Source organism: Methylobacterium durans, from assembly GCF_003173715.1.
Lineage (GTDB): Bacteria > Pseudomonadota > Alphaproteobacteria > Rhizobiales > Beijerinckiaceae > Methylobacterium > Methylobacterium durans.
Genome location: NZ_CP029550.1, coordinates 2,254,405 through 2,280,144 on the forward strand (window position 1 = coordinate 2,254,405; position 25,740 = coordinate 2,280,144).

At 72.0% G+C, this 25,740-nt stretch carries 13 protein-coding genes and 3 pseudogenes; 9 read left to right on the forward strand and 7 right to left on the reverse strand.

The genetic code is table 11. From position 1 onward, the window contains the following. The first annotated feature begins 186 nt into the window (after positions 1-186). Positions 187-1,904, forward strand: a pseudogene (locus DK389_RS10350) (NAD(P)H-dependent oxidoreductase subunit E). A 119-nt stretch (positions 1,905-2,023) separates the two neighbouring features. Then, positions 2,024-4,990, forward strand: a complete 2,967-nt coding sequence (gene fdhF, locus DK389_RS10355) for a formate dehydrogenase subunit alpha (RefSeq protein ID WP_162560602.1) — start codon at positions 2,024-2,026, stop codon at positions 4,988-4,990. Positions 4,991-5,509: 519 nt separating this feature from the next. On the opposite strand, the gene DK389_RS10360 is transcribed toward fdhF, so the two are convergent. Then, complete coding sequence (locus tag DK389_RS10360) at positions 5,510-5,737, reverse strand: hypothetical protein (RefSeq protein ID WP_109889374.1); 228 nt, start codon at positions 5,735-5,737, stop codon at positions 5,510-5,512. 260 nt (positions 5,738-5,997) lie between these two features. On the opposite strand from DK389_RS10360, the pseudogene DK389_RS35225 reads away from it, so the two are divergent. Next, positions 5,998-7,432 (forward strand): annotated as a pseudogene (locus DK389_RS35225) (phospholipase D-like domain-containing protein). Here DK389_RS35225 and DK389_RS10370 read toward each other — a convergent pair. Then, positions 7,365-8,072 carry an endonuclease/exonuclease/phosphatase family protein gene (locus tag DK389_RS10370; RefSeq protein WP_236960948.1) on the reverse strand — a complete coding sequence of 236 codons (708 nt, stop codon included), beginning with the start codon at positions 8,070-8,072 and terminating at the stop codon, positions 7,365-7,367. The pseudogene DK389_RS35225 and the gene DK389_RS10370 sit on opposite strands and share 68 nt — an antisense overlap. 507 nt (positions 8,073-8,579) lie before the next feature. Between DK389_RS10370 and DK389_RS10375 the strand changes: the two genes are divergently transcribed. From DK389_RS10375 to DK389_RS10380, 3 genes and pseudogenes are all read left to right on the forward strand, one after another. Continuing rightward, the gene (locus DK389_RS10375) at positions 8,580-9,851 is read left to right on the forward strand and encodes a metallophosphoesterase family protein (protein WP_109889378.1); all 1,272 of its coding nucleotides are present in this window, start codon (positions 8,580-8,582) and stop codon (positions 9,849-9,851) included. Positions 9,852-9,875: 24 nt separating this feature from the next. Further along, positions 9,876-10,432: pseudogene (locus DK389_RS34145) on the forward strand (ATP-binding protein); the annotation flags it as partial. A 625-nt stretch (positions 10,433-11,057) separates the two neighbouring features. Next, positions 11,058-13,337: an ATP-binding protein gene (locus tag DK389_RS10380; RefSeq protein ID WP_236960795.1), complete on the forward strand. Its 2,280-nt coding sequence runs from the start codon at positions 11,058-11,060 to the stop codon at positions 13,335-13,337. A gap of 96 nt (positions 13,338-13,433) precedes the next feature. Here the strand turns inward: DK389_RS10380 and DK389_RS10385 are convergent, their stop codons facing one another. The 3 genes from DK389_RS10385 to DK389_RS10395 form a co-directional block, all read right to left on the reverse strand. Then, complete coding sequence (locus DK389_RS10385; protein WP_109889380.1) at positions 13,434-14,267, reverse strand: DUF6456 domain-containing protein; 834 nt, start codon at positions 14,265-14,267, stop codon at positions 13,434-13,436. Positions 14,268-14,387: 120 nt separating this feature from the next. Next, complete coding sequence (locus DK389_RS10390; protein ID WP_109889382.1) at positions 14,388-14,639, reverse strand: hypothetical protein; 252 nt, start codon at positions 14,637-14,639, stop codon at positions 14,388-14,390. Between the two features lie 211 nt (positions 14,640-14,850). Next, positions 14,851-15,288, reverse strand: a complete 438-nt coding sequence (locus tag DK389_RS10395; RefSeq protein ID WP_109889384.1) for a Ros/MucR family transcriptional regulator — start codon at positions 15,286-15,288, stop codon at positions 14,851-14,853. 484 nt (positions 15,289-15,772) lie between these two features. On the opposite strand from DK389_RS10395, the gene DK389_RS10400 reads away from it, so the two are divergent. Next, a complete protein-coding gene (locus DK389_RS10400) occupies positions 15,773-17,926 on the forward strand; it encodes a S9 family peptidase (RefSeq protein WP_109889386.1) in 2,154 nt (717 codons plus the stop codon). Between the two features lie 394 nt (positions 17,927-18,320). Here the strand turns inward: DK389_RS10400 and DK389_RS10405 are convergent, their stop codons facing one another. Both DK389_RS10405 and DK389_RS10410 read right to left on the reverse strand, forming a co-directional pair. Next, positions 18,321-21,617, reverse strand: coding sequence for an AsmA family protein (locus DK389_RS10405; RefSeq protein WP_335645538.1), 3,297 nt, complete (start codon positions 21,615-21,617; stop codon positions 18,321-18,323). 165 nt (positions 21,618-21,782) lie between these two features. After that, on the reverse strand, positions 21,783-22,043 hold the full coding sequence (locus tag DK389_RS10410) for a hypothetical protein (RefSeq protein WP_109889388.1): 261 nt from the start codon (positions 22,041-22,043) through the stop codon (positions 21,783-21,785). A gap of 162 nt (positions 22,044-22,205) precedes the next feature. Here DK389_RS10410 and DK389_RS10415 point away from each other — a divergent pair, with 162 nt between their 5' ends. Further along, positions 22,206-24,578 carry an ATP-dependent helicase gene (locus DK389_RS10415; RefSeq protein ID WP_109889390.1) on the forward strand — a complete coding sequence of 791 codons (2,373 nt, stop codon included), beginning with the start codon at positions 22,206-22,208 and terminating at the stop codon, positions 24,576-24,578. 416 nt (positions 24,579-24,994) lie between these two features. Further along, positions 24,995-25,711 carry a PhoH family protein gene (locus DK389_RS10420; protein WP_109889392.1) on the forward strand — a complete coding sequence of 239 codons (717 nt, stop codon included), beginning with the start codon at positions 24,995-24,997 and terminating at the stop codon, positions 25,709-25,711. Positions 25,712-25,740 lie beyond the last annotated feature (29 nt).

Below are 25,740 nucleotides of genomic sequence, written 5' to 3' on the forward strand. Positions count from 1 at the left end.
AAGCTTAAGTTTCGGAAACTTCTCCGCTTCAGGATCGCATGCTATGCCCCTCGCGGCATAGATGCCCCGGCCGTGATCGATGGCCCTTCACGCTTCGCGTCAGAACGCGGCAAGACACGCTTCGACGCAGCGCGACGGCTGGGCAGCCACCCTTGTATTTTGTATGCCAGAGGGTAGAGTGGCGGGATGAACCAGCACGATAACTCCCGCGTCCAGCGGTTCGATCATCCCGGTCGCGGTCGCGAGCGCGCGAGACCCGTGCCGAAGGGACGACAGGTCGATCCCACCGCCAAGGTCGAGATCGAGGCCCTGCTCGGCGACCGCTCGCGCCAGCGCGACCTCCTGATCGAGCACCTGCACCTGATCCAGGACACCTATGGCCAGATCAGCGCGGCCCATCTCGCGGCGCTCGCCGACGAGATGAAGCTCGCCTTCGCCGAGGTGTTCGAGACCGCGACCTTCTACGCGCATTTCGACGTGGTCCGCGACGGCGAGGCCGCGATCCCGTCGCTCACGGTGCGCGTCTGCGACAGCATCACCTGCGCGATGCACGGCGCCGAGGATCTTCTTGCGGCGCTGCAGGCGGAACTCGGGTCCGACGTGCGCGTCGTGCGGGCGCCGTGCGTGGGCCTCTGCGACCACGCGCCCGCGGCGGAGGTCGGCCATAACTTCCTGCATCGGGCGGACGTGGCGAGCGTCAAGGCCGCAGTCGAGGCGCGCGACACCCACGCCCACATCCCGGCCTACATCGATTACGACGCCTATCTGGCCGGCGGCGGCTACAAGGTGCTGGAGCGCCTGCGCTCAGGCGACCTTGCCGTGGAGGACGTGCTCAAGGTGCTCGACGACGGGGCGCTTCGCGGACTCGGAGGCGCCGGCTTCCCCACGGGCCGCAAGTGGCGCTCGGTGCGCGGCGAGCCCGGCCCCCGCCTGATGGCGATCAACGGCGACGAGGGAGAGCCCGGCACCTTCAAGGACCAGCTCTACCTCAACACCGATCCGCACCGCTTCCTCGAAGGCACGCTGATCGGCGCGCACGTGGTCGAGGCCGAGGACGTCTACCTCTACATCCGCGACGAGTACCCGATCGCCCGCGAGATCCTGGCCCGCGAGATCGCCAAGCTCCCGGCCGGCGGCCCCCGCCTCCATCTGCGGCGCGGCGCGGGCGCTTATATATGCGGCGAGGAATCGTCTCTGATCGAGTCGCTGGAGGGCAAGCGCGGCCTGCCCCGCCACAAGCCCCCCTTCCCGTTCCAGGTCGGCCTGTTCGGGCGCCCGACCCTCATCAACAACGTCGAGACCGTGTTCTGGGTGCGCGACCTGATCGAGCGCGGGGCCGAGTGGTGGAAGAGCCACGGCCGCAATGGCTCGGCGGGCCTGCGCTCCTACTCGGTCTCGGGCCGGGTCAGGGAGCCGGGCGTGAAGCTGGCGCCCGCCGGCCTCACCGTGCAGGAGCTGATCGACGAGCATTGCGGCGGCATGGCCGACGGCCACACCTTCGCGGCCTACCTGCCAGGCGGCGCCTCGGGCGGCATCCTGCCGGCCTCGATGGGCGACATCCCCTCGATTTCGGCAAGCTCGAGAAATACGGCTGCTTCATCGGCTCGGCCGCCGTCGTCATCCTGTCGGACAAGGACGATGTCCAGGGCGCGGCCCTCAACCTGATGCGGTTCTTCGAGGACGAGTCCTGCGGCCAATGCACCCCCTGCCGGGCGGGCACCCAGAAGGCCCGGATGCTGATGGAGAACGGCATCTGGGACACCGAGCTCCTCGGCGAGCTGTCGCAGTGCATGCGGGACGCCTCGATCTGCGGCCTCGGCCAGGCGGCCTCGAATCCGCTGTCGAGCGTTATCAAGTTCTTCCCCGACCTGTTCCCCACTCCGCGCCCGATGGCGGCGGAGTAAGGCAGGAACCCGGCCGGGCACGCGCGAAGCCAGGGCCGCCGCATCCGGCGGTCCCCACGAGAACGAGCCGCCGGAGCGTGCCCTCTCAAGGGCAGCCCAGCGGGCGGGAGCGGAACCTGATGAGCAGCGGCACCCAGAACAGCAACCCGAGCGGCACCGACCCCCTCGTGAAGGGTCCGAGCGGCCCGCAGGACGCGGGCGGCCAGGGCTCCGGCACGACGGCGCAGGGCGGCTCCTACTCGCAGGGGCAGAAATCCGGCGGCCAGCAGGGCCCGGCGAGCGGCACGCTCGGCCTCAAGAACATCCCGACCGGCATTCCGGGCGTGGTGTTCGAATTCGACGGGCAGCAGATCGAGGCGCGACCCGGCGAGACGATCTGGCAGGTGGCGCAGCGCCTCGGCACGCACATCCCCCATCTCTGCCACAAGCCTGATCCGGGCTACCGGCCGGACGGTAATTGCCGCGCCTGCATGGTCGAGATCGAGGGCGAGCGCGTCCTTGCCGCGTCCTGCAAGCGCGTGCCCGGCGTCGGCATGAAGGTGAGGTCGCAGAGCGACCGGGCCGTGAAGGCCCGCGCCATGGTGATGGAGCTCCTCGTCGCCGACCAGCCGGCCCGCGAGACCTCGCACGATCCGGACTCGCATTTCTGGCACCAGGCCGACCACGTTGAGATCAGCGAGAGCCGCTTCCCGGCGGTGGAGCGCTGGGAGGCCGACATCAGCCACCCGGCCATGAGCGTCAACCTCGACGCCTGCATCCAGTGCAACCTGTGCGTCCGCGCCTGCCGCGAGGTCCAGGTCAACGACGTGATCGGCATGGCCTACCGCGCGGCCGACGCCAAGATCGTGTTCGACTTCGACGACCCGATGGGCCAGTCGACCTGCGTGGCCTGCGGCGAGTGCGTGCAGGCCTGCCCGACCGGCGCGCTGATGCCCGCCTCCTATCTCGACGCGAACCAGACCCGGACGGTCTACCCCGACCGCGAGGTCGATTCTCTCTGCCCGTATTGCGGCGTCGGCTGCCAGGTCTCCTACAAGGTCAAGGACGAGAAGATCGTCTACGCGGAAGGGCGCGACGGCCCGGCCAACCGCAACCGGCTCTGCGTGAAGGGCCGCTTCGGCTTCGACTACGTCCATCACCCCCACCGCCTGACGAAGCCCCTGATCCGCCTCGACGGCGTCGCGAAGGACGCGAACGATCAGGTCGATCCGGCCAACCCCTGGACGCATTTCCGCGAGGCGACCTGGGAGGAGGCGCTGGAGCGCGCGGCCGGCGGCCTCAAGGGCATCCGCGACCAGCACGGACCGAAGGCGCTCGCGGGCTTCGGCTCGGCGAAGGGCTCGAACGAGGAGGCCTACCTCTTCCAGAAGCTCGTGCGCCTCGGCTTCGGCTCGAACAACGTCGACCATTGCACGCGCCTCTGCCACGCCTCGTCGGTGGCCGCGCTGATGGAGGGCCTGAACTCGGGCGCCGTCTCGGCGCCGTTCTCGGCCGCCCTCGACGCCGAGGTCATCGTGATCATCGGCGCGAACCCGACCGTGAACCACCCGGTCGCCGCGACCTTCATCAAGAACGCGGTCAAGGAGCGAGGCGCCAAGCTCATCATCATGGACCCGCGCCGTCAGGTCCTCTCGCGCCACGCCCACGCGCACCTCGCCTTCAAGCCGGGCTCGGACGTGGCGATGCTCAACGCGATGCTGAACGTCATCGTGGAGGAGGGCCTCTACGACGAGCAGTACATCGCCGGGTACACGGAGAACTTCGATGCGCTGAAGGAGCGCATCCACGAGTTCACCCCGGAGAAGATGGCCCCGGTCTGCGGCATCGACGCCGAGACCCTGCGTGAGACGGCGCGCCTCTACGCGCGCTCGCGCGCCTCGATCATCTTCTGGGGCATGGGCGTCAGCCAGCACGTCCACGGCACGGACAATGCCCGCTGCCTGATCGCGCTCGCGCTAACGACCGGCCAGATCGGCCGCCCGGGCACCGGCCTGCACCCCCTGCGCGGCCAGAACAACGTGCAGGGCGCCTCCGATGCCGGCCTGATCCCGATGGTCTACCCGGATTACCAGTCCGTCGAGAAGGCGGCGGTGCGGGAGCTGTTCGAGAATTTCTGGGGCCAGTCGCTCGACCGCAAGGCCGGCCTCACCGTCGTCGAGATCATGCGGGCGATCCATGCCGGCGAGATTCGCGGCATGTATGTCGAGGGCGAGAACCCGGCGATGTCGGATCCCGACCTCAACCACGCCCGCCACGCGCTGGCGATGCTCGACCATCTCGTGGTGCAGGATCTGTTCCTGACCGAGACGGCCTTCCACGCCGACGTGGTGCTGCCGGCCTCGGCCTTCGCCGAGAAGGCGGGCAGCTTCACCAACACCGACCGGCGCGTGCAGATCGCCCGGCCGGTGGTGCCGCCGCCCGGGGATGCCCGCCAGGATTGGTGGATCATCCAGGAGGTCGCCAACCGGATGGGCCTGTCCTGGACCTACAAGAGCCCGGCCGACGTGTTCAACGAGATGGCGCAGGTGATGCCGTCCTTGAACAACATCACCTGGGAGCGCCTGGAGCGCGAGGGCGCGGTGACCTATCCCGTGGACGCACCCGACAAGCCCGGCAACGAGATCATCTTCTACGCCGGCTTCCCGACCGAGAGCGGTCGGGCCAAGATCGTGCCCGCCAACATCGTGCCGCCGGACGAGGTGCCCGACACCGAGTTCCCGATGGTGCTCTCGACGGGCCGCGTGCTGGAGCACTGGCACACCGGCTCGATGACCCGCCGTGCCGGCGTCCTCGACGCTCTGGAGCCCGAGGCGGTGGCCTTCATGGCGCCCCGCGAGCTGCACAAGCACGGCCTCAGCCCGGGCGACACGATGCGCCTCGAGACCCGGCGCGGCGCCGTGAACGTGAAGGTCCGCTCCGACCGCGACGTGCCGGACGGCTTCATCTTCATGCCGTTCTGCTACGCCGAGGCCGCGGCGAACCTCCTGACGAACCCGGCGCTGGACCCGATGGGCAAGATCCCGGAGTTCAAGTTCTGCGCCGCCCGCATCGGACCGGTCGTCCCGGTGCAGATCGCGGCAGAGTGAGGGATCAGCCCCGCGGATCGAAGGGTCCGCGGGGTTTTCCTCAGGACGACGCGAACCGCCTCGAACCTTGAGCCCGGCGGCACGGCAAAGGGGTTTTCACCCCTCGACCTCGGCCCGCTGAGCGCGGGTCCCCTCTTCGGTTCGGGGGAGGGACAGGATGAGTGATCAGGTCGGTTCCGAGACGTCGCACCCCTCACCCGGTACGCTGACGTGCACGCGACCTCTCCCGAACGGGAGAGGTGGGGTGAATCCGCTTGCCTCGGCCCGTCCGGATCGAGCGCGGGTCCCGTCTCCTCTCCCGTGCAGGAGAGAGGCAGGATGAGGAATCAGGATTGTCCGGAGAAAGCGCCGGGCGTTGTCCGCGCGCCCGATCCGCCGATGCGGCTCAGAACGTCCCGATTCGGGAGAGTGGACGCGTCGCGAGTCCCGCGCCGACCGGGAAGCTTCGACACCGCCGGTATGTGACGAGGCGATGTGTGACGAGGCCCGACGTTCGATCCGCGTCCGGCCGGGCCCGCCTCAGCGGGTGGCGACGAGCCGGGGCGCGGAATCCGTCCCGCCATATTCCGTCCAGGCCAGCGCACCCGAGAGGCAGAGTCCGCTCGCCAGGGCAAGCGTCAGCGCGGACCGGCCCCGCACCACAAGGCGGACGAGCTGGAAGGGCAGGAACAGGAGCTTGAAGAGGGCGCGGGCCGCGAGGACCGCAAGGACCGGGATGATCGCGAGGGAGAGTCCGATCACGGGCATGTAAGCCTATCCTTCCCAACTCGATGCGCGACGCTTGGGCTTTCGTCCACCCACCGGGCCGATCGGACACCACAAAGTCGGCAACACTATGGAAGGCCACCGCAGATGTGCACAGCCGGCGGCGGGGCCGCAGGCCTGACACGTCCCGGTCCCTGTCAGGAGAACCATCCACCCTTAAGAGAGCGGGCGCGCCTGTCTCCCGGCGAGAGCTTCGCCTATGGAGGGGTCGGGGCCGCGGAGCGGCGGGGCGGCGGACCGCGTTGGAAGAAGCGCTCAATCGATGGCTTGAGGCGACGGCCTCGATCCGGACCGATGTCCTGGCGGCGCTCGGGCTCGTGCTGGCGCTCGGCGTCTCCGGGCACGTTCTGCTGCGCAAGCGCGAGATCAGCGTGGCGATCGGCTGGATCGGGCTCGCCTGGCTCTCGCCGATCTTCGGCACCGGCCTCTACGCCCTGTTCGGCGTCAACCGCGTCTCCCGCCGCGCCCGGCGCCTCCGGCCGAAACCCTCGCAGCAGCCGAGCGACCCGCGCGAGCCCGAGACCAGCATCGACGCGGATCTGCGCCCCTGGAGCGGGCGGGGCGGCAGATCACGCAGCTTCCCCTCGTCGCCGGCAACGCCGTCCTCCTCTTCCGCAACGGCGACGAAGCGTATCCGGCGATGCTGGAGGCGATCGGCCGGGCCACGCGGAGCGTCGCCCTGTCGAGCTACATCTTCCGCGACGACGAGACCGGGCGGGCCTTCTGCGACGCGCTCGCCGGAGCGAAGGCCCGGGGCGCCGAGGTCCGGGTTCTGATCGACGGGATCGGCGGCGGCTACTTCGATCCGGGCGCCTATCGCCGGCTGCGCCGCGCCGGCGTGCCGGCGGGCCTCTTCATGCACTCGGCGCTGCCCTGGCGCATGCCCTTCCTGAACCTGCGCACGCACAAGAAGCTCCTGATCCTCGACGGGCGCACCGCCTTCACGGGGGGCATCAACATCTCGGACGCGAACCGGGTCTCGCGCAGGCCGCCCCACCCCGTGCGGGACACGCATTTCCGGATCGACGGGCCGGTCGTCGAGCAGCTGGTGATGGCCTTCGGCACCGACTGGAACTTCGTGATGAACGAGGAGCTCGACGGCGAGCGCTGGTTCCCGGGGATCGCGCGGGCCGGCGAGACCACGGCCCGGGTCGTCACCTCGGGGCCGACGCCGACATCGAGAAGATCGAGTTCGTGGTTCTGGCCGCGCTCTCCTGCGCGCGCCGCTCGGTCCGCCTCGTCACGCCCTACTTCCTGCCGAGCGAGATCGTGCTGAACGCTCTCGCCCTCGCCTCCCTGCGGGGCGTGACCGTCGACGTGATCATCCCGCGCCGGAGCGACCATCGGTTCGTCGACTGGGCGACGCGGGCCCATCTCGACCCGCTCCTGGAGAGCGGCGTCCGGATCTGGCTCGACGAGCCGCCCTTCGACCATTCGAAGGTCCTCGTCGTCGACGAGACCTGGGCCTTCGTCGGCAGCGCCAACTGGGACACCCGCAGCTTCCGGCTGAATTTCGAGCTGAACGTCGAGATCTACGATGCCGGCATCGCCCGACGGCTCGACACGTTCATGGCCGGGAAGATGGAGACCCGCCTGACCAAGGACGCAATCACGGGACGCTCGCTCCCGGAGCGGTTCCGCGACGCAGGCGCCCGACTGCTGCTGCCATACCTTTGACGCTCCGCTGCGGGCGGCGCACCTCGTCGGCGCCGAGGGTGAGGTGCACGACGATCGGCCGGTGGTCGGAGGCGCCCCGGGGCAGCACGTCCTTGCCGTGGCAGTTGAGGCCGCGCACGAGGCAGCGGTCGAGGCGCAAGGGGAGCACGTCGACCATGGCGTGGGTCGGATGCCGGGGCCCGACGTCCCGGAAGCCGGGCAGCAGGGCCGGGCCGACGATGTTGTAGTCGCCGAGCACCGCGGCGCGGGGCGGCAGCGCCCGCTCGATGTGGCGGAGCTGGCGCCGGTTCAGCATCTGCCCGTGCGAGAGATGCACATTGGCGATGCCGAAATCGCCGCAATCGAGCACCTGGCAGACCCGGTGCACCACCGCGCCCGAGGGCAGCGCCAGGATCGCGGGCGGCTCGCCCCAGGGCCGGCGGCTCCAGATGGCGAGGCCGTGGATGCGCCCGGGCAGCGGCGCCCAGGCGTAGACGCCGCCGACCCGGTCGGCGATGGCCGCGATGTCGCGGGTGGCCTCCTGCATCAGCAGGAGGTCGGGCTGCTCCTGCTCGATCAGGGCGACCACGTCGGCGACCGCCGCACCGGTGCGCCGCAGCAGGTTCCAGCTCACGATCTTGTGGGGCCGGGGGTGGTGCAGGGCGGGGACCCGGGTGGCGTTCGGGGAGGCCGGCCGCGTCGCCGGGGGGGCTGCGTGGGGCGGTTCGATCAGGCCGGGCCGCGTCTCGATCGCCCGCTTGGCCGCCGGCCATTTGCCGAGCCGTCCGAGGCCGCCCGCGCGCCGCTGCGCGAGGCTCTCGCTCCAGCGCTGGAACCGGTTCATCCGCTCAGAGCCCCCACCCGCCGCGCGCGGGCGCAGCCGAACCGTACGGCAACCGGGGGACAGGCGCATGACGATCTCCGGAGACGCATGTGAGCCGGACGGCTCGGGACGGGCCTGGACGCGAACCTTGGGCGGTTCGTTCTACGGCGTCCGCATCCGCGAGGCGAGGCCTCGCGGACGGACAACCTGAGCCGGAGCCGCTCTTCGCAACGCGCGGGACGCCCGAGCGATCCCGCCGCCATCCCCCGCCGAGATCGCCGGCTTCGTGGCCCGCGCGCGCGGATTCGCTTAAAGACGGGGCTCACCGGGCGCCTCACGCGACGCATGACGAGCTTCACCTTCATTCACGCCGCCGACCTCCATCTCGGCAGCCCGCTCGCGGGCCTCGCCCTCAAGGACGCGGACATCGCCCGGCGCTTCGCGACGGCCGGGCGGCGGGCCTTCGAGGATCTCGTGACGCGGGCAATCGAGATGGAGGCCGCCTTCCTCCTCGTCGCGGGCGACGTCTACGACGGCGACTGGACGGACAACACGATCGGCCTGTTCTTCGCCCGCCAGGTGGCCCGCCTCGACCGCGCGGGCATCCCCGTCATCCTCGTGCGCGGCAACCACGACGCCGAGAGCGTGATCACCCGCTCGATCACCCTGCCGCCCTCCGTAAAGACCTTTCCGACGCAGCGCGCCGACACGCACCGGCTCGACCACCTGCGGGTGGCGCTGCATGGGCGCAGCTTCCCGAACCGGGCCGTGGAGGAGAACTACGCGCTGGCCTACCCGGCCACGGTGCCGGGCTGGTTCAACATCGGCCTCCTGCACACCTCCTGCACGGGACACGCGGCCCACGCCACCTACGCCCCCTGCTCGGTCGCGGATCTCGCGGGCCGCGGCTACGATTACTGGGCGCTCGGCCACGTCCACGACTACGCGGAACTGTCCCGCGACCCCTGGATCGTCTTTCCCGGCAACCTGCAGGGCCGCAGCGTGCGCGAATGCGGCGAGAAGGGCGCCGTCGCGGTCGAGGTGACGGACGGGCGGATCCGTGCCGTGCGCCGCCTGATCGTCGATCACGCCCGATTCGCCACCCTTCCCGTCGATCTCTCGGACACGGTGAGCGAGCGCGAGGCGATCGCCCGCGTCGAGGACGCGCTGCGCCCGCTCTCCGAGGACGCGCAGGGGCGGCTCATCGCGGTGCGGGTGAGCCTGACGGGGCGGACGAAGCTGCACGACCGCCTCGCCGCCGACCGGGAGGGCCTGACCGCCGAGATCCAGGCCGCCGCCCATCGCGTCCACGAGGACATCTGGCTGGAGCGCCTGCGCATCGAGACCGCGCGGCCCCGCGCCCCCGCCTCGGCCGATCCGGCGCCCGGCATCGGCCTCGATCCGGCGGAGCTCCTCGCGGCCGTCGACCGCGACCCGGATTTCCGCGCCCGGGCCCGGGCCGCCCTCGCCGAGATCACGGCCAAGCTGCCGAGCGGAATGCAGGCTGGGGCGCAGGGCGGGATGCAGGTCGAGGACGGCCTCGCCGACGAGTTCGACGCCCTCTGCGCGGAGGCCGAGGCGGTGATCCTCGGTCGCCTGCGCGGGCGGGAATGCTGAGCGGACGCCCCACGGACACACGGAATGCGCCTCCTCGCCCTCGACCTCGAACGCTATGGTCCCTTCACCGGACGCCGGGTCACCTTTCGGCCGGACGCGCGGCTGCACGTGGTGCTGGGCCGAACGAGGCGGGCAAGAGTTCGGCGCTCGCCGCCGTCACCGACCTCCTGTTCGGCATCGAGGCGCGCACCCGCTACGCCTTCCTGCACGCCATGCCGGAGATGCGGATCGGCGCCGAGATCGCGGCCGCGGATGGGCGCCGGCTCGCCTTCCGCCGCCGCAAGGGCAACAAGAACACCCTCGTCGATGCCGCCGACGCGGGGCTTTCCGACGACGCGCTGGCCCCCTTCCTCGGTGGCCTGTCCCGCGAGGTGTTCTGCCGCGCCTTCGGCCTCGACGCGCAATCCCTGCGGGACGGCGGCGGCGAGATGCTCAACAGCGACGGCGAGGTCGGCGCGAGCCTGTTCGCGGCGGCCTCCGGCTTGCGCGGCTACACCGAGCTCCAGGCCGAGCTGGAGGCCGAGGCCGGCGGCATCTTCATGCCGCGCAAGGCGGAGCACCGGACCTTCTACCAGGCGCTCGGGCGCCACGAGGAGGCCCGCAAGGCGATCCGCCAGGCCGAGCTGCGGGCGAGCGACTGGCGGGAGCTGAACGACGAGATCGAGGGCGCCTCCCTGCGGCTCGACGAGATCCGGGCCGGACGGGTGCGCATCGCCGCCGAGCAGGCCCGGCTGGAGCGGCTGAGGCGCGTCGCCCCGCTCATCGCCGAGATCGACCGCCTCGTCGGGGAGGCGGAGGCCGAGACGGGCCTCGTCGAGGTGCCGGAGGGCTGGACCGACCGGCTCGGCGCGCGTCTCGACGAGGTCCGGGCGCGGGACGCCGCCGAGGCCGAGGCACGCGCGCGCCTGGAGGAGGCCGAGCGCGACCTCGCGGCCATCGCCGTCGACGACCGTCTGCTCGCGCGCGCCGAGGAGATCCTGGAGGGATTTCGCGGCATCGACCGCTTCGACAAGGGGGCTTCCGACCTGCCCCGCCTCCAGGGCGAGGCGGACGGATTCGCGCAGGACCTGGAGCGGCTGCGGGTCCGCATCGGCCTGTCCGACGCGGACGCCCTGCGCGCCCGGCAGCCCTCGGACGCGGCCCGCACCCGGATCGAGGGCCTGATCCGGGCTGGGCGCGAGGCCGCGGCTTCGCTCGCGCGCCTCGGTGGCGAACTCGCCCAACGCCGGGCCGAGCACGCGCGCCTCGCCGAGGCCCGGGGCCGACGCGCCGCCGGCCGATCCCGCGTCCCTGCGGGCCGACCTCAAGACCCTCGCGCCCCTGCGCAACGACGTGGCGCGCCGCGACGCGCTCGCGGCCACGATCCAGGGTGAGGCCAAGCAGATCGCGCTGCGGGCCGCGCGGCTCAGTCCGCCGATCCAGGATCTGTCCGCCTTCGTCGCCCTGCGCCGGCCCTCGCACGAGACCATCGCCCGCTTCGGCCGGGCGATGGACGGGCTGGAGCGCGACCGGATTCGGGCCACCGATCGCCGGGAAGCCGCCGCCCGCACGATCCGGCAGACGCGGGAGCGCATGCGCCGCCGCGAGGCCGGGCGGCCGATCCCCACGCTCGCCGATCTCGCCGCGCTCCGCACCGAGCGCGACGCCCGCCTCGCCCCCGTGCGGGCGCAGCTCGCCGGCGAGCCCGGCGCCGGGAACGCCGACGACCTCGCCCGGTTCGAGGACGCGATGCTGGCGGTCGACCGCGCCGCCGACGACCTCGTGGCCGATGCGGCCCGCGCCGCCGAGCACGGCGCCGACCGGCAGCGCCTCGACGCGGAGGAAGCCGAGGAAGCGGCGGCCGCGCAGGATCTCGCCGCGATCGACGCGCGCCTGGAGGAGGGCCGCATCGCGTGGCACGAGGCCTGGGCGCCCGCCGGCATCGAGCCCGCGACGCCCGCCGAGATGACGGCTTGGCTGACCGAGGTGGAGGCGCGGGTCGAGGATGTGCTCGCCCTCGAGGGCCGGCGCGCCGAGCACGCCCACCTCACCGCCCGGATCGAGACGGCCCGCGCGCCGCTCCTGGCCCTCAGCCGCCGCGCCGGGCTCTCCGACCTCGACGGGCTCGATGTCGGGCTGATCCTCGCCCGCGCGGAGGACCGCGTCGCGGCCCTGTCCGCCGCCTGGGAGGCGACCCGCGAGGCGCAGGCCCGGGCCCGGGCCATCGCGGAGCAGATCGCGCGGATCGAGGTCGAGCGCGCGGAGGCCACCGCCCGGCAGAAGGCGTGGCGGGGGGAGTGGAGCACGGCCCTGCACGGTCTCGGCCTCCGGCCGGAGGCCGAGCCGGACGAGGCCGAGAGCGCGCTCGAAGCCTGGCGGGCCGTGCCCACGCTGCTGCGCGAGCACGACAGCCACCTGCGCCGGATCACCGGCATCCGTCGCGACATGGAGACCTACCGCGGGAGCGTGGCGGGGCTGACGGCAATGCTCGCTCCCGAACTCGGCCCGCTCCCCGCGAGCAGCGCCATGAAGGCGCTGCAAGGCCGCCTGCAGGCGGCCACCCGCGACGAAACCCGTCGCCAGGATCTCGCCCGGCGCCGGGCGGACGCGGCGCAGGCCCTGGAGGCGGCGGCGCGCGCGGCGCTGGCCGCCCGCGAGGCGCTGGCCGCGCACGGCGCCGAGTTGCCGGAACCCGGCCGCGATCCCGCGGGCCTTCACGCCCGGCTCCTCGCCCGACGCGCGCTGCGGACCGAGTTCGCCGGGCGCCGGGCGGAGCTCGCCCGCGCGGCCGAGGGCGTGTCGGAGGAGAGCCTGCGCGCGGATCTCGCCGCCGCGACGCCCGACGCGATCGAGGCCTCCCTCGCCCAGCTCGCCCTCGACGACGACGATCTCGACCAGCGCGGCAAGGTCGCCTTCGCGGACCGGGATCGGGGCGAGCGCCGCCGCAGCGAGCTGGAGGGCGGCACCGGCGCGGAGCTCGCCGCCGCCCAGCGCAAGGCCGCCGAGGCGGAGCTGCAGGCAACCGCCCGGCACTGGGCGGTTCTCAAGCTCGCGAGCCTGCTCCTCGGCTCCGCGATCGGTCGTCACCGGGCAGGCCAGCAGGACCCGCTCCTGACCCGTGCCGGGGCGCTGTTCTCGGGGCTCACGGGAGGGGCCTTCGCGGGGCTCGCCCAGGAATACGACGAGGCCGACAGGCCCTGCATCGTGGGCCGGCGCGCCTCGGGCGAGACAGTCCACGTCTCGGGCCTCAGCGAGGGCACCCGCGATCAGCTCTACCTCGCCCTGCGCCTCGCCCATCTCGAGGATTACGCCGCCCGCAACGAGCCCGCGCCCTTCGTCGGCGACGACCTCTTCCTCACCTTCGACGATGCGCGCACCGCCCACGGCCTGGAGGCGCTCGCCGCGATCGGCGGGACCATCCAGCCGATCCTGTTCACGCATCACCGGCACGTCGCCGAGATCGCGCGGGCGAGGCTCGGGGACGCGGTCGACGTCCTGGACCTCTGAGAGACACGCCGCTCTCGCCGGTCCGGGGATGGGGCACCGTCCCGGGACGCGCGAAGCGTCGGCGGACGGTGTTCGGGGACCCATGCCGGCCTCGCCTCACCTCCGCGCCCGCCAGAGCCGGCCGCGGGCCCGCTCGGGGCCCGACGCCTCGCGTTCGAGCCCGTAATGCTCCGCGAGCCGCCCGAGGGCGATGCGGGCGACGACCTTCGCCGAGCGGGCCGGCCAGCGCCGCTCCGCCTCGATCCGCTCCAAGCCCTTGAGGTGCCCGCACAGGTCGATCAGGAGGCCGGCCAGATCGCCCCCCACCGCGTCGAGGGCGGCGCGCACCCGGGCCAGTGCGCCGACCACCCGGTCGGAGGCCGCGGCGGGGTCGCTCGGCCCGCAGCCATCGACCCGCGGCAGGGTCCAGTCCGTCCCCATCCGCGGCATCATCCGCGCCGCCTCCAGATCCCGGCGCAGGCGCTCGCCCGCCTCGAAGCAGGCGCCATCGATGAGCGGAGCCCCGTCGCGCCCCCGCCGCCGGGCCATCCAGGCGAGCGGACTCTCGGAGGCGTCGCGCAGGCGCCCCTCGGCGCCCCGCTCGCCCGCTTCCTCCAGGTCGAGGTGCTGGGCGAGGAAGGCCGCGCCCTCGCTGTGCCCGGGAGCCGCGCCGCGCCGCAGCCGGGCTCGGCCCGCCTCGCTGATGGTGAGCCGGGCGCGCGGACCCGGCTCGCGCAGGGCGAGATCGGCCGCGACGAGGGCCTCGCCGGCCTCCGCGGCGAAGCGGCCGTTGCCGACCGAGACGCCCGCGCCACCCCCCCGCAGGATCAGGCGCTCGCCCTCGATCGGGTCGGGAAACGCGTAGGCGCCGTTCCCGGCGAGCGCCGAGAGGAGGCGTGCGGCCTCCGCTCCAGCCGGGGAAACGCTACGCGCTCGGCCGCGGGACGGGATGATCGGTCAACAATGTTCATGTTTTGTTCCGATACGCCTGCGGCAAAGTTGTCCGCTCACACCTGACGTATCGGAAAATGATCCTAGTGCAAGTCTTGACAGCTCCTGCCCTGTGGAGCGTCACGCTACCGGCTTGCGTTGCGGGGCCTGCTTGAGCACCTGCGCGATCTCCTCCTCGCTCTTGCCCCGCACAGCGTAGCCCATACTCTCGAACCGCTCGATCAGGGCGTCGCTGTCCGCCGCATTCCGGGCGGCCCACTCGGCGAGCAGCGCGTTGACGCGCCCGATCTGATCGGCGGGGGGCTTGTCCGGATCGACGAGGGGCGGATCGGCCGGATCCGCGTTCGGATCCTTCGGCGGCGTGTCGCTCATGCGGCCTCCGGGAGGCCGGCGATGCAACCTTGAGCGCGGCCCATCCTGCATAATGGCACAGGGTCCGCGCGCGTTCCGTCAGGCCGCCGAACCGGGTCCGCTTCCGCACGACGAATCTCGGGCGGATGCCGCGGGGCATCGACGAAGGTCCGGCCCCCGCACGGGGGCCGAAGGGCCAGACCTTTCAGCGTCAGGGACGGTCCGGCGCCGCTCAGGCAGCCTCGTCGTAGCCGCCGGGACGGGTCTGGCCGAGGCCGATCGCCTTGGCGAGGTCGGAGCGGGCCTTGGCGTAGTTCGGGGCCACCATCGGGTAGTCGGGCGGCAGGCCCCAGCGGGCGCGGTACTGCTCGGGGCTGAGATCGTACTTGGCGCGCAGGTGCCGCTTCAGCGACTTGAAGGTGCGCCCGTCCTCCAGGCAGACGATGTGGTCCGGCGTGACCGACTTCTTGATCGGAACCGCGGGCTGCAGCGGCGTGGCGGAGACCGCCTTGGCCTCCGGCTGGCCGTTGCCGACCTGAAGGAGAGCGGTGTGGATGCGGCCGATGAGTTGCGGCAGCTCGCCCGGGGGGACGGGGTTGTTGCTCACGTAGGCCGACACGATGTCGGCGGCCAGCTCGACGTAGTCGACCGGGGTGTCTGTCTCGTTCATGATCGGAAATGTTCCCTTGGCGCGGTGCGGGCACCGGTGCGGGGCGGCGTCGACCGCTAGGTGACCATGGCCCCGCTTTCTGCGAACTGCTTCGCTCGCAGTGGTTGTCGTCCCGCTCTTGCTCTCGAAATGTGATGGCCCCACCCACCACAACTTCTCTCTATGCTATTCAAGTCTCAGTCGCAAGACAGAGCGGCCATGCGCGGATACGTGATCTCAACTTTCCTGCAGGATAGTTCAATTTGACAGCATTGTCCGGTGCTTAGCGCGTCGGGCCCTGCTGGCCGGTCCGATGCCCCGTCCGGGCGCCGGCGGCGCGACCGGTGCGCCGTTCCTGTCCCGGCCCGATCCCTTCTCAGCTCTCCTCTCCGATCCCTTCCCGGATCCTTGGCCCTATCCCTTGCCGATTACCTCCCGGCGCGGCACATGCACCCCGTCCGGTGGCCGGCCACCGCGTCCCGCTCTTCTCGCTCAGGTGTCCGCCATGGCGTCCGACAGCACGTTCCCGACCACCCGCCCCGAGGCGCCCGCGGCCGAGCGCCGCCCGCACGGCTTCACGGTGCACGGGCGCGCGCTCACGGACGATTACGCTTGGCTGAAGGCCGAGAACTGGCGCGAGGTCCTGAAGGACCCGGCCGCCCTGCCCGCCGACATCCGAGCCTGCCTAGAGGCCGAGAACGCCTATGCCGAGGCGATGCTCGGCGAGGTCTCGGACCTGCGCCGGACCCTGGTCGCGGAGATGCGCGGCCGCATCAAGGAGGACGAGAGCGGCGTGCCCGAGCCGGACGGGCCCTTCGCCTACTACACGCGCCACCGCGAGGGCGGGCAGCACCCCCTCGTCTGCCGGCGCCCGCGCAGCCTCCTCGTCCTGACGGGGACCGCCTCCGAGACGGTCCACGAGGACGGGCGGGAGACCGGCGAGACGATCCTCCTCGACGGCGACCGGGAGGGCGAGGGCCTGCCCTTCTTCGAGCTCGCCGCCGCGGTCCACTCGGACGATCACGGACGGCTCGCCTGGAGCGCCGACATCAAGGGCTCGGAACTCTACACGATCCGTGTGCGCGATCTCGCGACCGATCAGGATCTCGACGACCGCGTCGAGGCGACCTCCGGCGAGGCGGTCTGGGCGGCGGACGGCGCCTCCTTCTACTACGTCGGCGTCGACGCGAACCACCGTCCGGCCCGCGTCCTGCACCACAGCCTCGGCACCCCGCAGGAGAGTGACGCGATCATCTACGAGGAGTCCGATTCGGGATACTTCGTGCATATCGGAACGACGCAATCGAAGGCCTATCTGACCATCACGGCGAGCGACCACGAGACCTCGGAGGTCCGCCTGATCGACCGGGCCGCTCCGGCCGCGGCACCGATCCTCGTCGAGCCGCGCACGCCGCTGCTGATCTACTCGGTGGAGCATTGGGGCCAGCACCTCTTCATCCTGACGAACGCCGACGGGGCCGAGGACTTCAAGATCGCGACGACACGCCTCGACGCGCCGGGCCGCGCGAACTGGCGCGACCTGATCCCGCACCGGGCGGGGGTGATGATCCGCCACCAGCACGTCATCGGCGGCCACCTCGTGCGGCTCGAGATCGAGAACGCCCGGCCCCGCATCATCGTGCGCGACATGCAGGGCCAGGAGCATGCGGTGGCCTTCGCGGAGGAGGCCTACTCGCTCGGCCTCCAGCCCGGCCACGAGTTCGAGACGGCGGTGATCCGCTTCACCTATTCCTCGATGACGACGCCCGCCGAGACCTACGATTACGATTGCGTCACCCGCGCCCGGCAATTGCGCAAGCGCCAGGAGGTGCCGAGTGGCCACGACCCGGCGGCCTACGTGACGCGGCGCGTCTTCGCCACCGCTCCGGACGGCGAGCAGGTGCCGATCTCGCTCCTGCACCGGCGCGACCTTCCCCTCGACGGCACCGCGCCGCTCCTCCTCTACGGCTACGGCTCCTACGGCACGCTGATGCCGGCCTCCTTCCGGACGAACCTGCTGTCCCTCGTCGACCGCGGCTTCGTCTATGCCATCGCCCATATCCGCGGCGGCACCGAGAAGGGCTGGCGCTGGTACCTCGACGGCAAGCGCGAGAAGAAACCGAACACCTTCAGCGACTTCGTCGCCTGCGCCCGGGCGCTCGCGGCCGAGGGCTACACGGCGGAGGGGCGGATCGTGGCGCATGGCGGCAGCGCGGGCGGCATGCTGATGGGGGCGGTGGCGAACCTCGCGCCGGAGCTGTTCTCCGGCATCATCGCCGACGTGCCCTTCGTCGACGTGCTCAACACGATGCTCGACGGCGACCTCCCGCTGACCCCACCGGAATGGCCCGAATGGGGCAACCCGGGCGAGAGCGAGGCGGCCTTCACGACGATCCTGTCCTATTCACCCTACGACAACGTGGGGGCCAAGACCTACCCCGCCATTCTGGCGCTCGCCGGCCTCACCGACCCGCGCGTCACCTACTGGGAGCCCGCCAAATGGGTCGCTCGGCTGCGCGCCACCATGACGGGGGGCGGACCGGTGCTGATGCGCACCAACATGGAGGCCGGCCACGGCGGCGCTGCCGGCCGCTTCGACCGCCTGGAGGAGGTTGGCTTGATCTACGCCTTCGCCTTGCTGGCGGTCGGGCGGGCGTGAGGACGCCGCCCTGCGGGAGCGCCGCCGTCCGCGTCGAGAGGGCCCGCGGCAACGAAAGCACTCATGTCGGGCTCATGGCTGCGCGGCCGGCGGCCTGATGTCGAGGGGCGGCTCGGGCGGCGGTGCCGGTCCTTCGGCGTCGCTACGGGCGCGTCGGGCCGCCTCTTCGGCCTCGCGGGCGCGGGCTTGGCGCGCCGCCTCCTCGGCCGCGGCCTGCTGCGCGCGAAGCCTCGCCTGACGCGCCGCCTCCTCGACCGCGGCCTTGTCGGCGGCGGCCTTCTCCGCCGCTGCCCGGTCGGCCGCAGCCTTCACCGCGGCGCGGGCCCGGTCCATCTCGATACGGGCGCGGCGGCGCTGGCGCTCGGTCTGATCGGCCTCGAAAAGCTCGATCTTCTCAAGCTCCCGCTGCAGCACGACCGCGGCGAGCCCGTTCGAGAGGCCGCCGACATCGAGGGTGCGCTCGGGCGCGGTGAGCGGACCGGCGAAGCCGAGCTGGACTGTCAGGGCGCCCCCGGTCCAGCCCTTGGGCATCTCGCCGCCCGTGAGCGCGCCGCGGGCGTCGAGCCGGAGGTCGCGCAGATCGAGGCCGAGCGTCCCGCGCCAGCGGGCGGCGCCGAGATCGAGGTCGAGGGGCCCGGCCCTCAGCACGCCGCCGATGAGGGTGGCGGGCGCGGAGATCGGCCCGCGGCTGCGGGCCGGGGCGGCGGAGAACTCCTCCGCGACGATCGCCAGCAGGTGGCCCTCGCGCAGGGGATCGTCCTCGGCGAGCGCCCGCGCGAGGGCGCGGCCGACGGCGCCGGGATCCGCCCGCGGCGCCATGATGTCGGCGAGCCGCACCTCGCCGCTGCCCGAGAGATTGCCGACGAGCGCCTCCGGGCTGTCGCCGCTGGTGCCGAAGCGGAGCGTAGCGCCGACGCGCCCCTGGATCGCGCTGTCGGGCAGGAGCCCCTTGAGCGCGGCGGCGTCGAGGCTGCCCTCGCCCGAGATCGCGGCGGCCTGTCCGTGCCGCGACAGCGTCGCGGAGGCGGCGAGCCGCCCCCGCGAGCTGGCCCGTCAGGTCGCGCAGGCTCAGCACCCCGTCGTCGAGGTCGAGCCTGAAAGCTGTGCCCGTCGCGGTGAGCCCTCGCCCGAGATCGAGTGCCTCGACCCGCAGGTCGATGGCGGTTCGCGGCGCCTTCGCCGGGGGCGGCGCGAAGGGGCGGCTCGACCAGCCACCCTCGGCCGTGCGCTCCGGCCGCCCGCCCTGCGGCATCACGAGGAGCCCGGCGAGGCTCGGCAGGGAGAGCCGGGCGAGCCGCGCCGTGCCGGAGATCTCCCCCTCCGGCGCCCGCGTCAGCTCGGCACTCACCGTGCTGCCCGCCGCCTGACCGATGAGGCCGATGCGGGCGTCGCTGCCCGCCCGGCCGAACCCGATCGTGAGATCGGCCGGCCATGCTCCCGGACCGGCCGCTGCCGTCCCGAGGAGTGCGAGGACGGGGCCGAGATCGGCGGTCTCGACCCGCACCTCGCCGCGAGCGGGCGGGCCGACCTCGGGTGAGAGCACGACGGGCTGGCGGGTCGCGACGGTCACGCCCGCGATCTGCCCCCGCCCTTCGACGCCGAGGTCGGTGCTGCCGGCAACCTGCCGTCCGGTCAGGGTGAGGGTCGCGGGCCGGTTCAGGGCCGCCTCGTCCTCGCGCCCGAACCAGAGGCCGGCCTTCGGCGTGCCGAGGGTTACGTCGAGGCTCTCGACATGCCCGGCCCGGCTGAGGAGCGAGGCGTCGAGGGTGCCGCCGCCGGCCCTGCCCTTCGCCACCGTGCGCAGGGCCTCCGCCTCGCCCGCCTGCCGCTCGGCCGTGACGTCGAGGTCGAGGGGTCCGGTGCGCAGGAAATTCGGGATCAGCCGCGACTCCGCAACCCAGACCCGGTCGAGGAGCGCGAGCAGCGGTGCGGCGACGGGGGCGGTCACGCGCCCCGCGATCCGGCCCGAGCCGTTCGGCGCGATCTGCCCGGACAGCTTGGCGTTGGCGCCCGCGAGGTCGGTGACGTCGAGGCTGTCGACGACGAGACTCGCCCCGTCCGACTGGATGCTCGCCGCGATCGTGCCGTTGCCCGAATTCGGGCCGGCCGGCCCGTAGCGGACGTCGCGGGCCTGGACCGTCAGGCCGAGATCGTGCCCCTGCAGCCCCTCGAGCGCCCCGGTGAGGGAGGGCAGACCCGCGATGTCGATGCCCCGCGCCTTGATCTGCGCGTCGAAGCGTCCGCGGGTGCCGCCGCCGCCCGTCGTGTAGCGGGCGATGCCCGTCACCTGCGCGCCGCCGAGGTCGAGCCGGAGGTTGCGCAGGGAGAAGTCGGGGGCGGTGGCCGAGACGTCGGCGCTCGCCTGGATCGGCCGCCCGTCCATCACGGCGACGACCGGGCCGCCGAGGCCGAGCTTGCGCAGGTAGCGTCCGAGCCCGTCGGAGGAGGCTGCGCGGAGCGACACCTCCCCGTTGAAGCGGGGGCTCGGCTCCGTGTCGATCTCGCCGCTGGCCGCGAGCGCGGCGGCCCCGGGGGCTGTCGCCTGGAACCGGCGCAGGAGCAGGCCGCCGGTGCGGTCGAGTGTGCCGGCGAGGCGGACCCCCGTCCACTCGTCGAGGCCGAGCCCGAGCGTGTCGATGCCGAGATCGAGGTCGATCATCACGGGCAGCCCCCGTCCGCCTCTCGGCAGGCCCCGGGCGATCAGGGCCTGCCCGGTGCTCGACAGGAGGAAGGCGTCGAGATCGACCCGGCGCGCCTCCAGCGAGAGGCCGGCCCGCCACGCCCGGAGATCGATCTGGCCCGTGCCGGCGAGGCGGATCGCCTGGCCGCCCGGGTCGATCTCGGCGTTGACGCCCTCGAAGCGGACCCGCGGCCCCTGCGCGGTGAACTTGCCGCCGAGGCTGAAGGGCAGGTAGGCGCCGGCGACCTGGGCCGGCGGCCCGACGACGAGGCGGGCCGTGCCCTCCGCCTCGGGGACCAGCGGGCGCGGGCCGTCGCCCGCCGCGGCGAGACCGCCAGCGGGCGCGAAGGCGAGGCGCAGGTCGGCCTCGAAGCGGGGATGCGCGTCGCCGCCGCCCGAGAGCTTCACCATGACGCTGCCATCCGCGGCGGGCTCGCCGGTGGCGAGGCGGAACGGCACGCCGCCGCTCGCGCCCTCGACGCGCCAGGGCCCGACCAGGGAGGGAGCCTGCAGGCTCAGCGATTCGGCCTGGATCTGGTCGGTCCGGCCCGTCGCCGGCACGAACGTGGTCAGGAACAGCTGGCGGATGCGCAGGTCGTCGATAGCGAGGTCGCGCGCCCGCAGGGCCTCGGCGAAGTCCGCCGGCACGAGCAGGGCATCGCCCTCGCCGACGGGGAGCTTGATCTCGGCGCGCCGGATCTCGGTCTCAGTGAAGCGGATCTCGCCCTTGAGGAGGGGCGTCAGCGCGATCTCCGCGCTGACGAAGCGCGCATCGAGGGCGGGCTTGTCGGACTCCTCGCCGAGATGCAGCCGGTCGAGCCGCAGGCGTGGCGAGGGCAGGAGCCGCACCGCGACACGCCCTTCGCTGCGGGCCGGCAGGCCGAGCGAGCGGGCGATTGCCCCGTCGACGGCCGCGCGCTGGCCCTGCCAGTCGACGAAGGGCGGAACGGCGAGCGCCGCGACGAGGATCAGGATGACGGCGCCGGCAAGAGCGGTCAGGATATCACGCACCGTTCTCGTTCCGCCTCACGTCCCGCTCCTGTGGCGGGTGCCCGAGGTGCACGCCAAGGCGACCGGCCTCGACCGTCCGGCCGTCCGCCCCGTGCCCCCCTCTGGACATAGCGTAGCGGAGCGGCGGCGCCCGTCCAATCCGGGCGGAGGTCCGGCGGCGCGATCTCAGCGCTTCGGCACGACGATAGGTGCCGGCGTCGGAGCCTGCCGGAACGATTCGCTGCGGCGGATCTGCATGCGCGTGTTGGCCGTGTCGCTCTGCTGCTGCTGGCGCAGCTGCCGGTTCTGGCTCTGCTGTGAGAGGGAATTGTTGATGCTGTTGAGGTTCGAGCTCGGCAACCCCTGCGCGAGCGCTGGCGTGGCGATGGCGAGAGCGAGGAGGGCGAGGGGCGCGGCGCGCATGGCGGTGGGCCTCTGTTCGGTCATGGACTCGGGACTGGACCAATTGGGACTGGACGTTTCGGGACTGGACGGCTCGGGACCCGAAGACCCGGGATCGATGTGACGACGCGGCAGCACGCGCGCAAGTTCCGGTTCTGCGGCCGCGGCGCCCTCGACGCCGTTCGCGTTTTGGTCCAGTGAGGGGCCATGCAGAAGCATTCCGATGCGGCGGCGGCGCCCGGGCCGCAGCCCGATTCCGCTCCCACCTCGATCGCGGCCCGCGCCATGGCCACCCTTCGGCCCGGCGCCTCCTCCTATCTCGAAGGGCTCAACCCAGAGCAGCGCCGGGCCGTCGAGACCACGGACGGTCCCGTCCTCGTTCTGGCGGGGGCCGGCACCGGCAAGACGCGGGTGCTGACGACGCGAATCGCCCACCTCATCGCGACCGGGAAGGCTCGCCCCTACGACATCCTGGCGGTGACCTTCACCAACAAGGCGGCCCGCGAGATGAAGGCGCGCATCGGCGCCCTGATCGGCCCGGCGGGCGAGGGCATGCCCTGGCTCGGCACCTTCCACGCCATCGGCACCAAGATCCTGCGCCGCCACGCCGAGCTCGTCGGGCTGAAATCCGACTTCACGATCCTCGGGACGGACGACCAGCTCCGCCTGATGAAGCAGGTCATCGCCGACCAGAACATCGACGAGAAGCGCTGGCCGGCACGCGCCCTCGGCCACGCCATCGACGGCTGGAAGAACCGCGGCCTCGCTCCCGAGCAGGTGCCGCCGGGGGAGGCCGGGGCCTTCGCCTTCGGCAAGGGCGGCGCGCTCTACACCGCCTACCAGGCGCGGCTCGCGACGCTGAACGCCGTCGATTTCGGCGATCTCCTGCTCCTGTGCCTCAAGCTCTGGCGCGAGAACCCGGACGTGCTGGAGAACTACCAGAGCCGCTTCCGCTACATCCTCGTCGACGAGTACCAGGACACGAACGTAGCCCAGTATCTCTGGCTGCGGCTCCTGGCGCAGGGGCACCGCAACGTCGCCTGCGTCGGCGACGACGACCAGTCGATCTACGGTTGGCGCGGCGCCGAGGTCGACAACATCCTGCGTTTCGAGCACGACTTTCCGGGCGCGGCCGTCATCCGCCTGGAGCGCAACTACCGATCGACAGGCCACATCCTCGCCGCGGCCTCGGGCCTCATCGCCAGGAATGAGGGGCGCCTCGGCAAGACCCTGCGCACCGAGGACGAGGCGGGCGAGCGCGTCACCGTCAGCGGCGCCTGGGATTCGGAGGAGGAGGCGCGGCTCCTCGCCGAATCGATCGAATCGCTGCAGGCCCGCAAGCATCCCCTCTCCGAGATCGCCGTGCTGGTGCGAATCTCGGCGCAGATGCGCGAGATCGAGGACCGCTTCGTCCAACTGGGCCTCCCCTACCGGGTGATCGGCGGCCCGCGCTTCTACGAGCGAGCCGAGATCCGCGACGCGCTGGCCTATCTGCGCGCCACCGCCAACCCCGCCGACGACCTCGCTTTCGAGCGCATCATCAACACGCCGAAGCGGGGGCTGGGCGACGCGACCTTGCAGCAGCTCCACGCCCATGCCCGCGCCGAGCGGATCCCGCTGCTGCTCGCCGCCCGCCGCCTCATCGAGACCGACGAGCTGAAGCCGCGCGTGCGCTCCACGCTGCGCGCCCTCGTCGAGAGTTTCTCCCGCTGGGCGCGCTCGATCGAGACGATGCCGCATTCCGAGGTGGCGCAGACCATCTTGGAGGAATCCGGCTACACCGAGATGTGGCAGAAGGACCGCTCGGCCGACGCCGCGGGACGGCTCGAGAACCTCAAGGAATTCGTGCGCTCCATGGAGGAATTCCCGGACCTCGCGGGCTTCCTGGAGCACGTCGCCCTCGTCATGGACGCGAGCGAGGCGGAAGGGGCCGAGCGCGTCAGCCTGATGACGCTGCACGCCGCCAAGGGCCTGGAATTCGACACCGTGTTCCTGCCCGGCTGGGAGGACGGCCTGTTTCCCAACCAGCGCGCCATCGACGAGAGCGGGCGCGCCGGGCTCGAGGAGGAGCGCCGCCTCGCCCATGTCGGGCTGACCCGGGCGCGCAAGCGCGCCAAGCTGTCCTTCGCGGTCAACCGCCGCATTCACGGCCTCTGGTCCTCGACCATCCCCTCCCGCTTCATCGACGAGTTGCCGCCGGCCAGTGTCGACGTGGTGGAGGCGCCCGCCCATTTCTCGGCCGGCGCCTCTCGCTTCGACCGGAACCCGGCACCGTTCGGCTCCTCCTACGGTACGCCGGGCTGGCAGCGGGCGCAGGCGAACACCGCCGCCAGCGGCGGCCGCGGCTTCGGCTCGTCCTACAATGCCCCGCCGGGCGGCCGCGGCGGCCCGCGTCAGATCGAGGGCGAGCTCGTTGCCAAATCCACGGGCACGCCCTCCGCCTATTCGGGCGGCATGCGGGTCTTCCACACCAAGTTCGGGCCCGGAACCGTGGCGGGCGTCGACGGCAACAAGCTCACCGTTGACTTCGACAAGGCCGGCCGCAAGATGGTTCTCGACAGCTTCGTCCAACAGGGCTGAAGACTGTCCCGCCGGCCAAGCCCGGACTTCAGGGGCGGCAGGGCCGGCCGGCATCGCCGAACGCGGCGAGCAAGGGCTGAGGTCGTGCCGGATGCTCCGTCATCCCGACTGTGCCGGGCGCCTCGCGGGCGGCTGATCGTCTCCTCCCTCGCTCATCGTTTCTTTTTCGTCACACGCGCAGGTTTGCGTCGTACCGCCGTCATGGCGGGCCAGGCATGGTGCGCGCGTTGCATGCGGCATTTCGTGCCGCGTGTGCTCGAACCCGGGTGCTCTCCACAAGCAATGCGCGGCGCGATGGAACCTGCGCGCTCGCTTGCGATTGGCTCACAAACGACGGGAGACATCCGGCAATACAGGTTTGACAAGCTCGCGCAGTGACAAGTCCAGGTTGGCAAGTCCAAGTGGAGTGTTGATCGATGAAAAGACGGCGCGCACGACTTGAGCTGGTGGAAGATCGCCCGGTCCGGCTGCACCGGACCCGGTTCGACGAGGAACGTCACCTAAGCCCGATCCAACCTCTGACCGAACGACAAGGACAATACCTCGAAGCACTCGCCTCTCACGCGCAAGTCATCGTGCTGGGGCCCGCCGGCACCGGCAAGACCTTCATCGCCGGCACCCGTGCCGCCGACCAGCTCCGCCAGCGTCGCATCGCCAAGGTGGTGATCACGCGGCCGAACGTGCCCTCCGGTCGCTCGCTCGGCTTCTTCCCGGGCACGCTGGAGGATAAGATCGCCCCTTGGGTCGCCCCGCTGACCGAGGCCATGAAGGAGCGGATGGGCCAGGCGGCCTTCGAGATCGCGCTCAAGACCGGCGACATCGAGATCGTCCCCTTCGAGGTGATGCGCGGTCGCACCTTCAAGAACTGCCTCGTGATCCTTGACGAGGCGCAGAACACCACCACCGCCGAGATCAAGATGTTCCTGACCCGCATCGGCGACGATTGCCAGGTCATCATCAACGGCGACGTCTCGCAGACGGACCTGCGCGAGACGAGCGGGCTGCGCACGGTCATCCACCTCGTGAAGAGCCGGATGATGCCGATCCCTGTCGTGGAGTTCACCCGCGACGACATCGTCCGCTCCGGCATCTGCGCCGAATGGGTGAAGGCGTTCGAGGAAACGAATCTGTAGCCCGAAAGTTGTAGCGGGGCGGGCCCCGA

Coding starts and splice junctions, on each gene's coding strand:
- fdhF (WP_162560602.1), top strand. CDS start 2,024: ATGAGCAGCGGCACCCAGAACAGCAACCCGAGCGGCACCGACCCCCTC.
- DK389_RS10360 (WP_109889374.1), bottom strand. CDS start 5,737: ATGCCCGTGATCGGACTCTCCCTCGCGATCATCCCGGTCCTTGCGGTC.
- DK389_RS10375 (WP_109889378.1), top strand. CDS start 8,580: ATGACGAGCTTCACCTTCATTCACGCCGCCGACCTCCATCTCGGCAGC.
- DK389_RS10390 (WP_109889382.1), bottom strand. CDS start 14,639: ATGAGCGACACGCCGCCGAAGGATCCGAACGCGGATCCGGCCGATCCG.
- DK389_RS10395 (WP_109889384.1), bottom strand. CDS start 15,288: ATGAACGAGACAGACACCCCGGTCGACTACGTCGAGCTGGCCGCCGAC.
- DK389_RS10400 (WP_109889386.1), top strand. CDS start 15,773: ATGGCGTCCGACAGCACGTTCCCGACCACCCGCCCCGAGGCGCCCGCG.
- DK389_RS10410 (WP_109889388.1), bottom strand. CDS start 22,043: ATGACCGAACAGAGGCCCACCGCCATGCGCGCCGCGCCCCTCGCCCTC.
- DK389_RS10415 (WP_109889390.1), top strand. CDS start 22,206: ATGCAGAAGCATTCCGATGCGGCGGCGGCGCCCGGGCCGCAGCCCGAT.
- DK389_RS10420 (WP_109889392.1), top strand. CDS start 24,995: ATGAAAAGACGGCGCGCACGACTTGAGCTGGTGGAAGATCGCCCGGTC.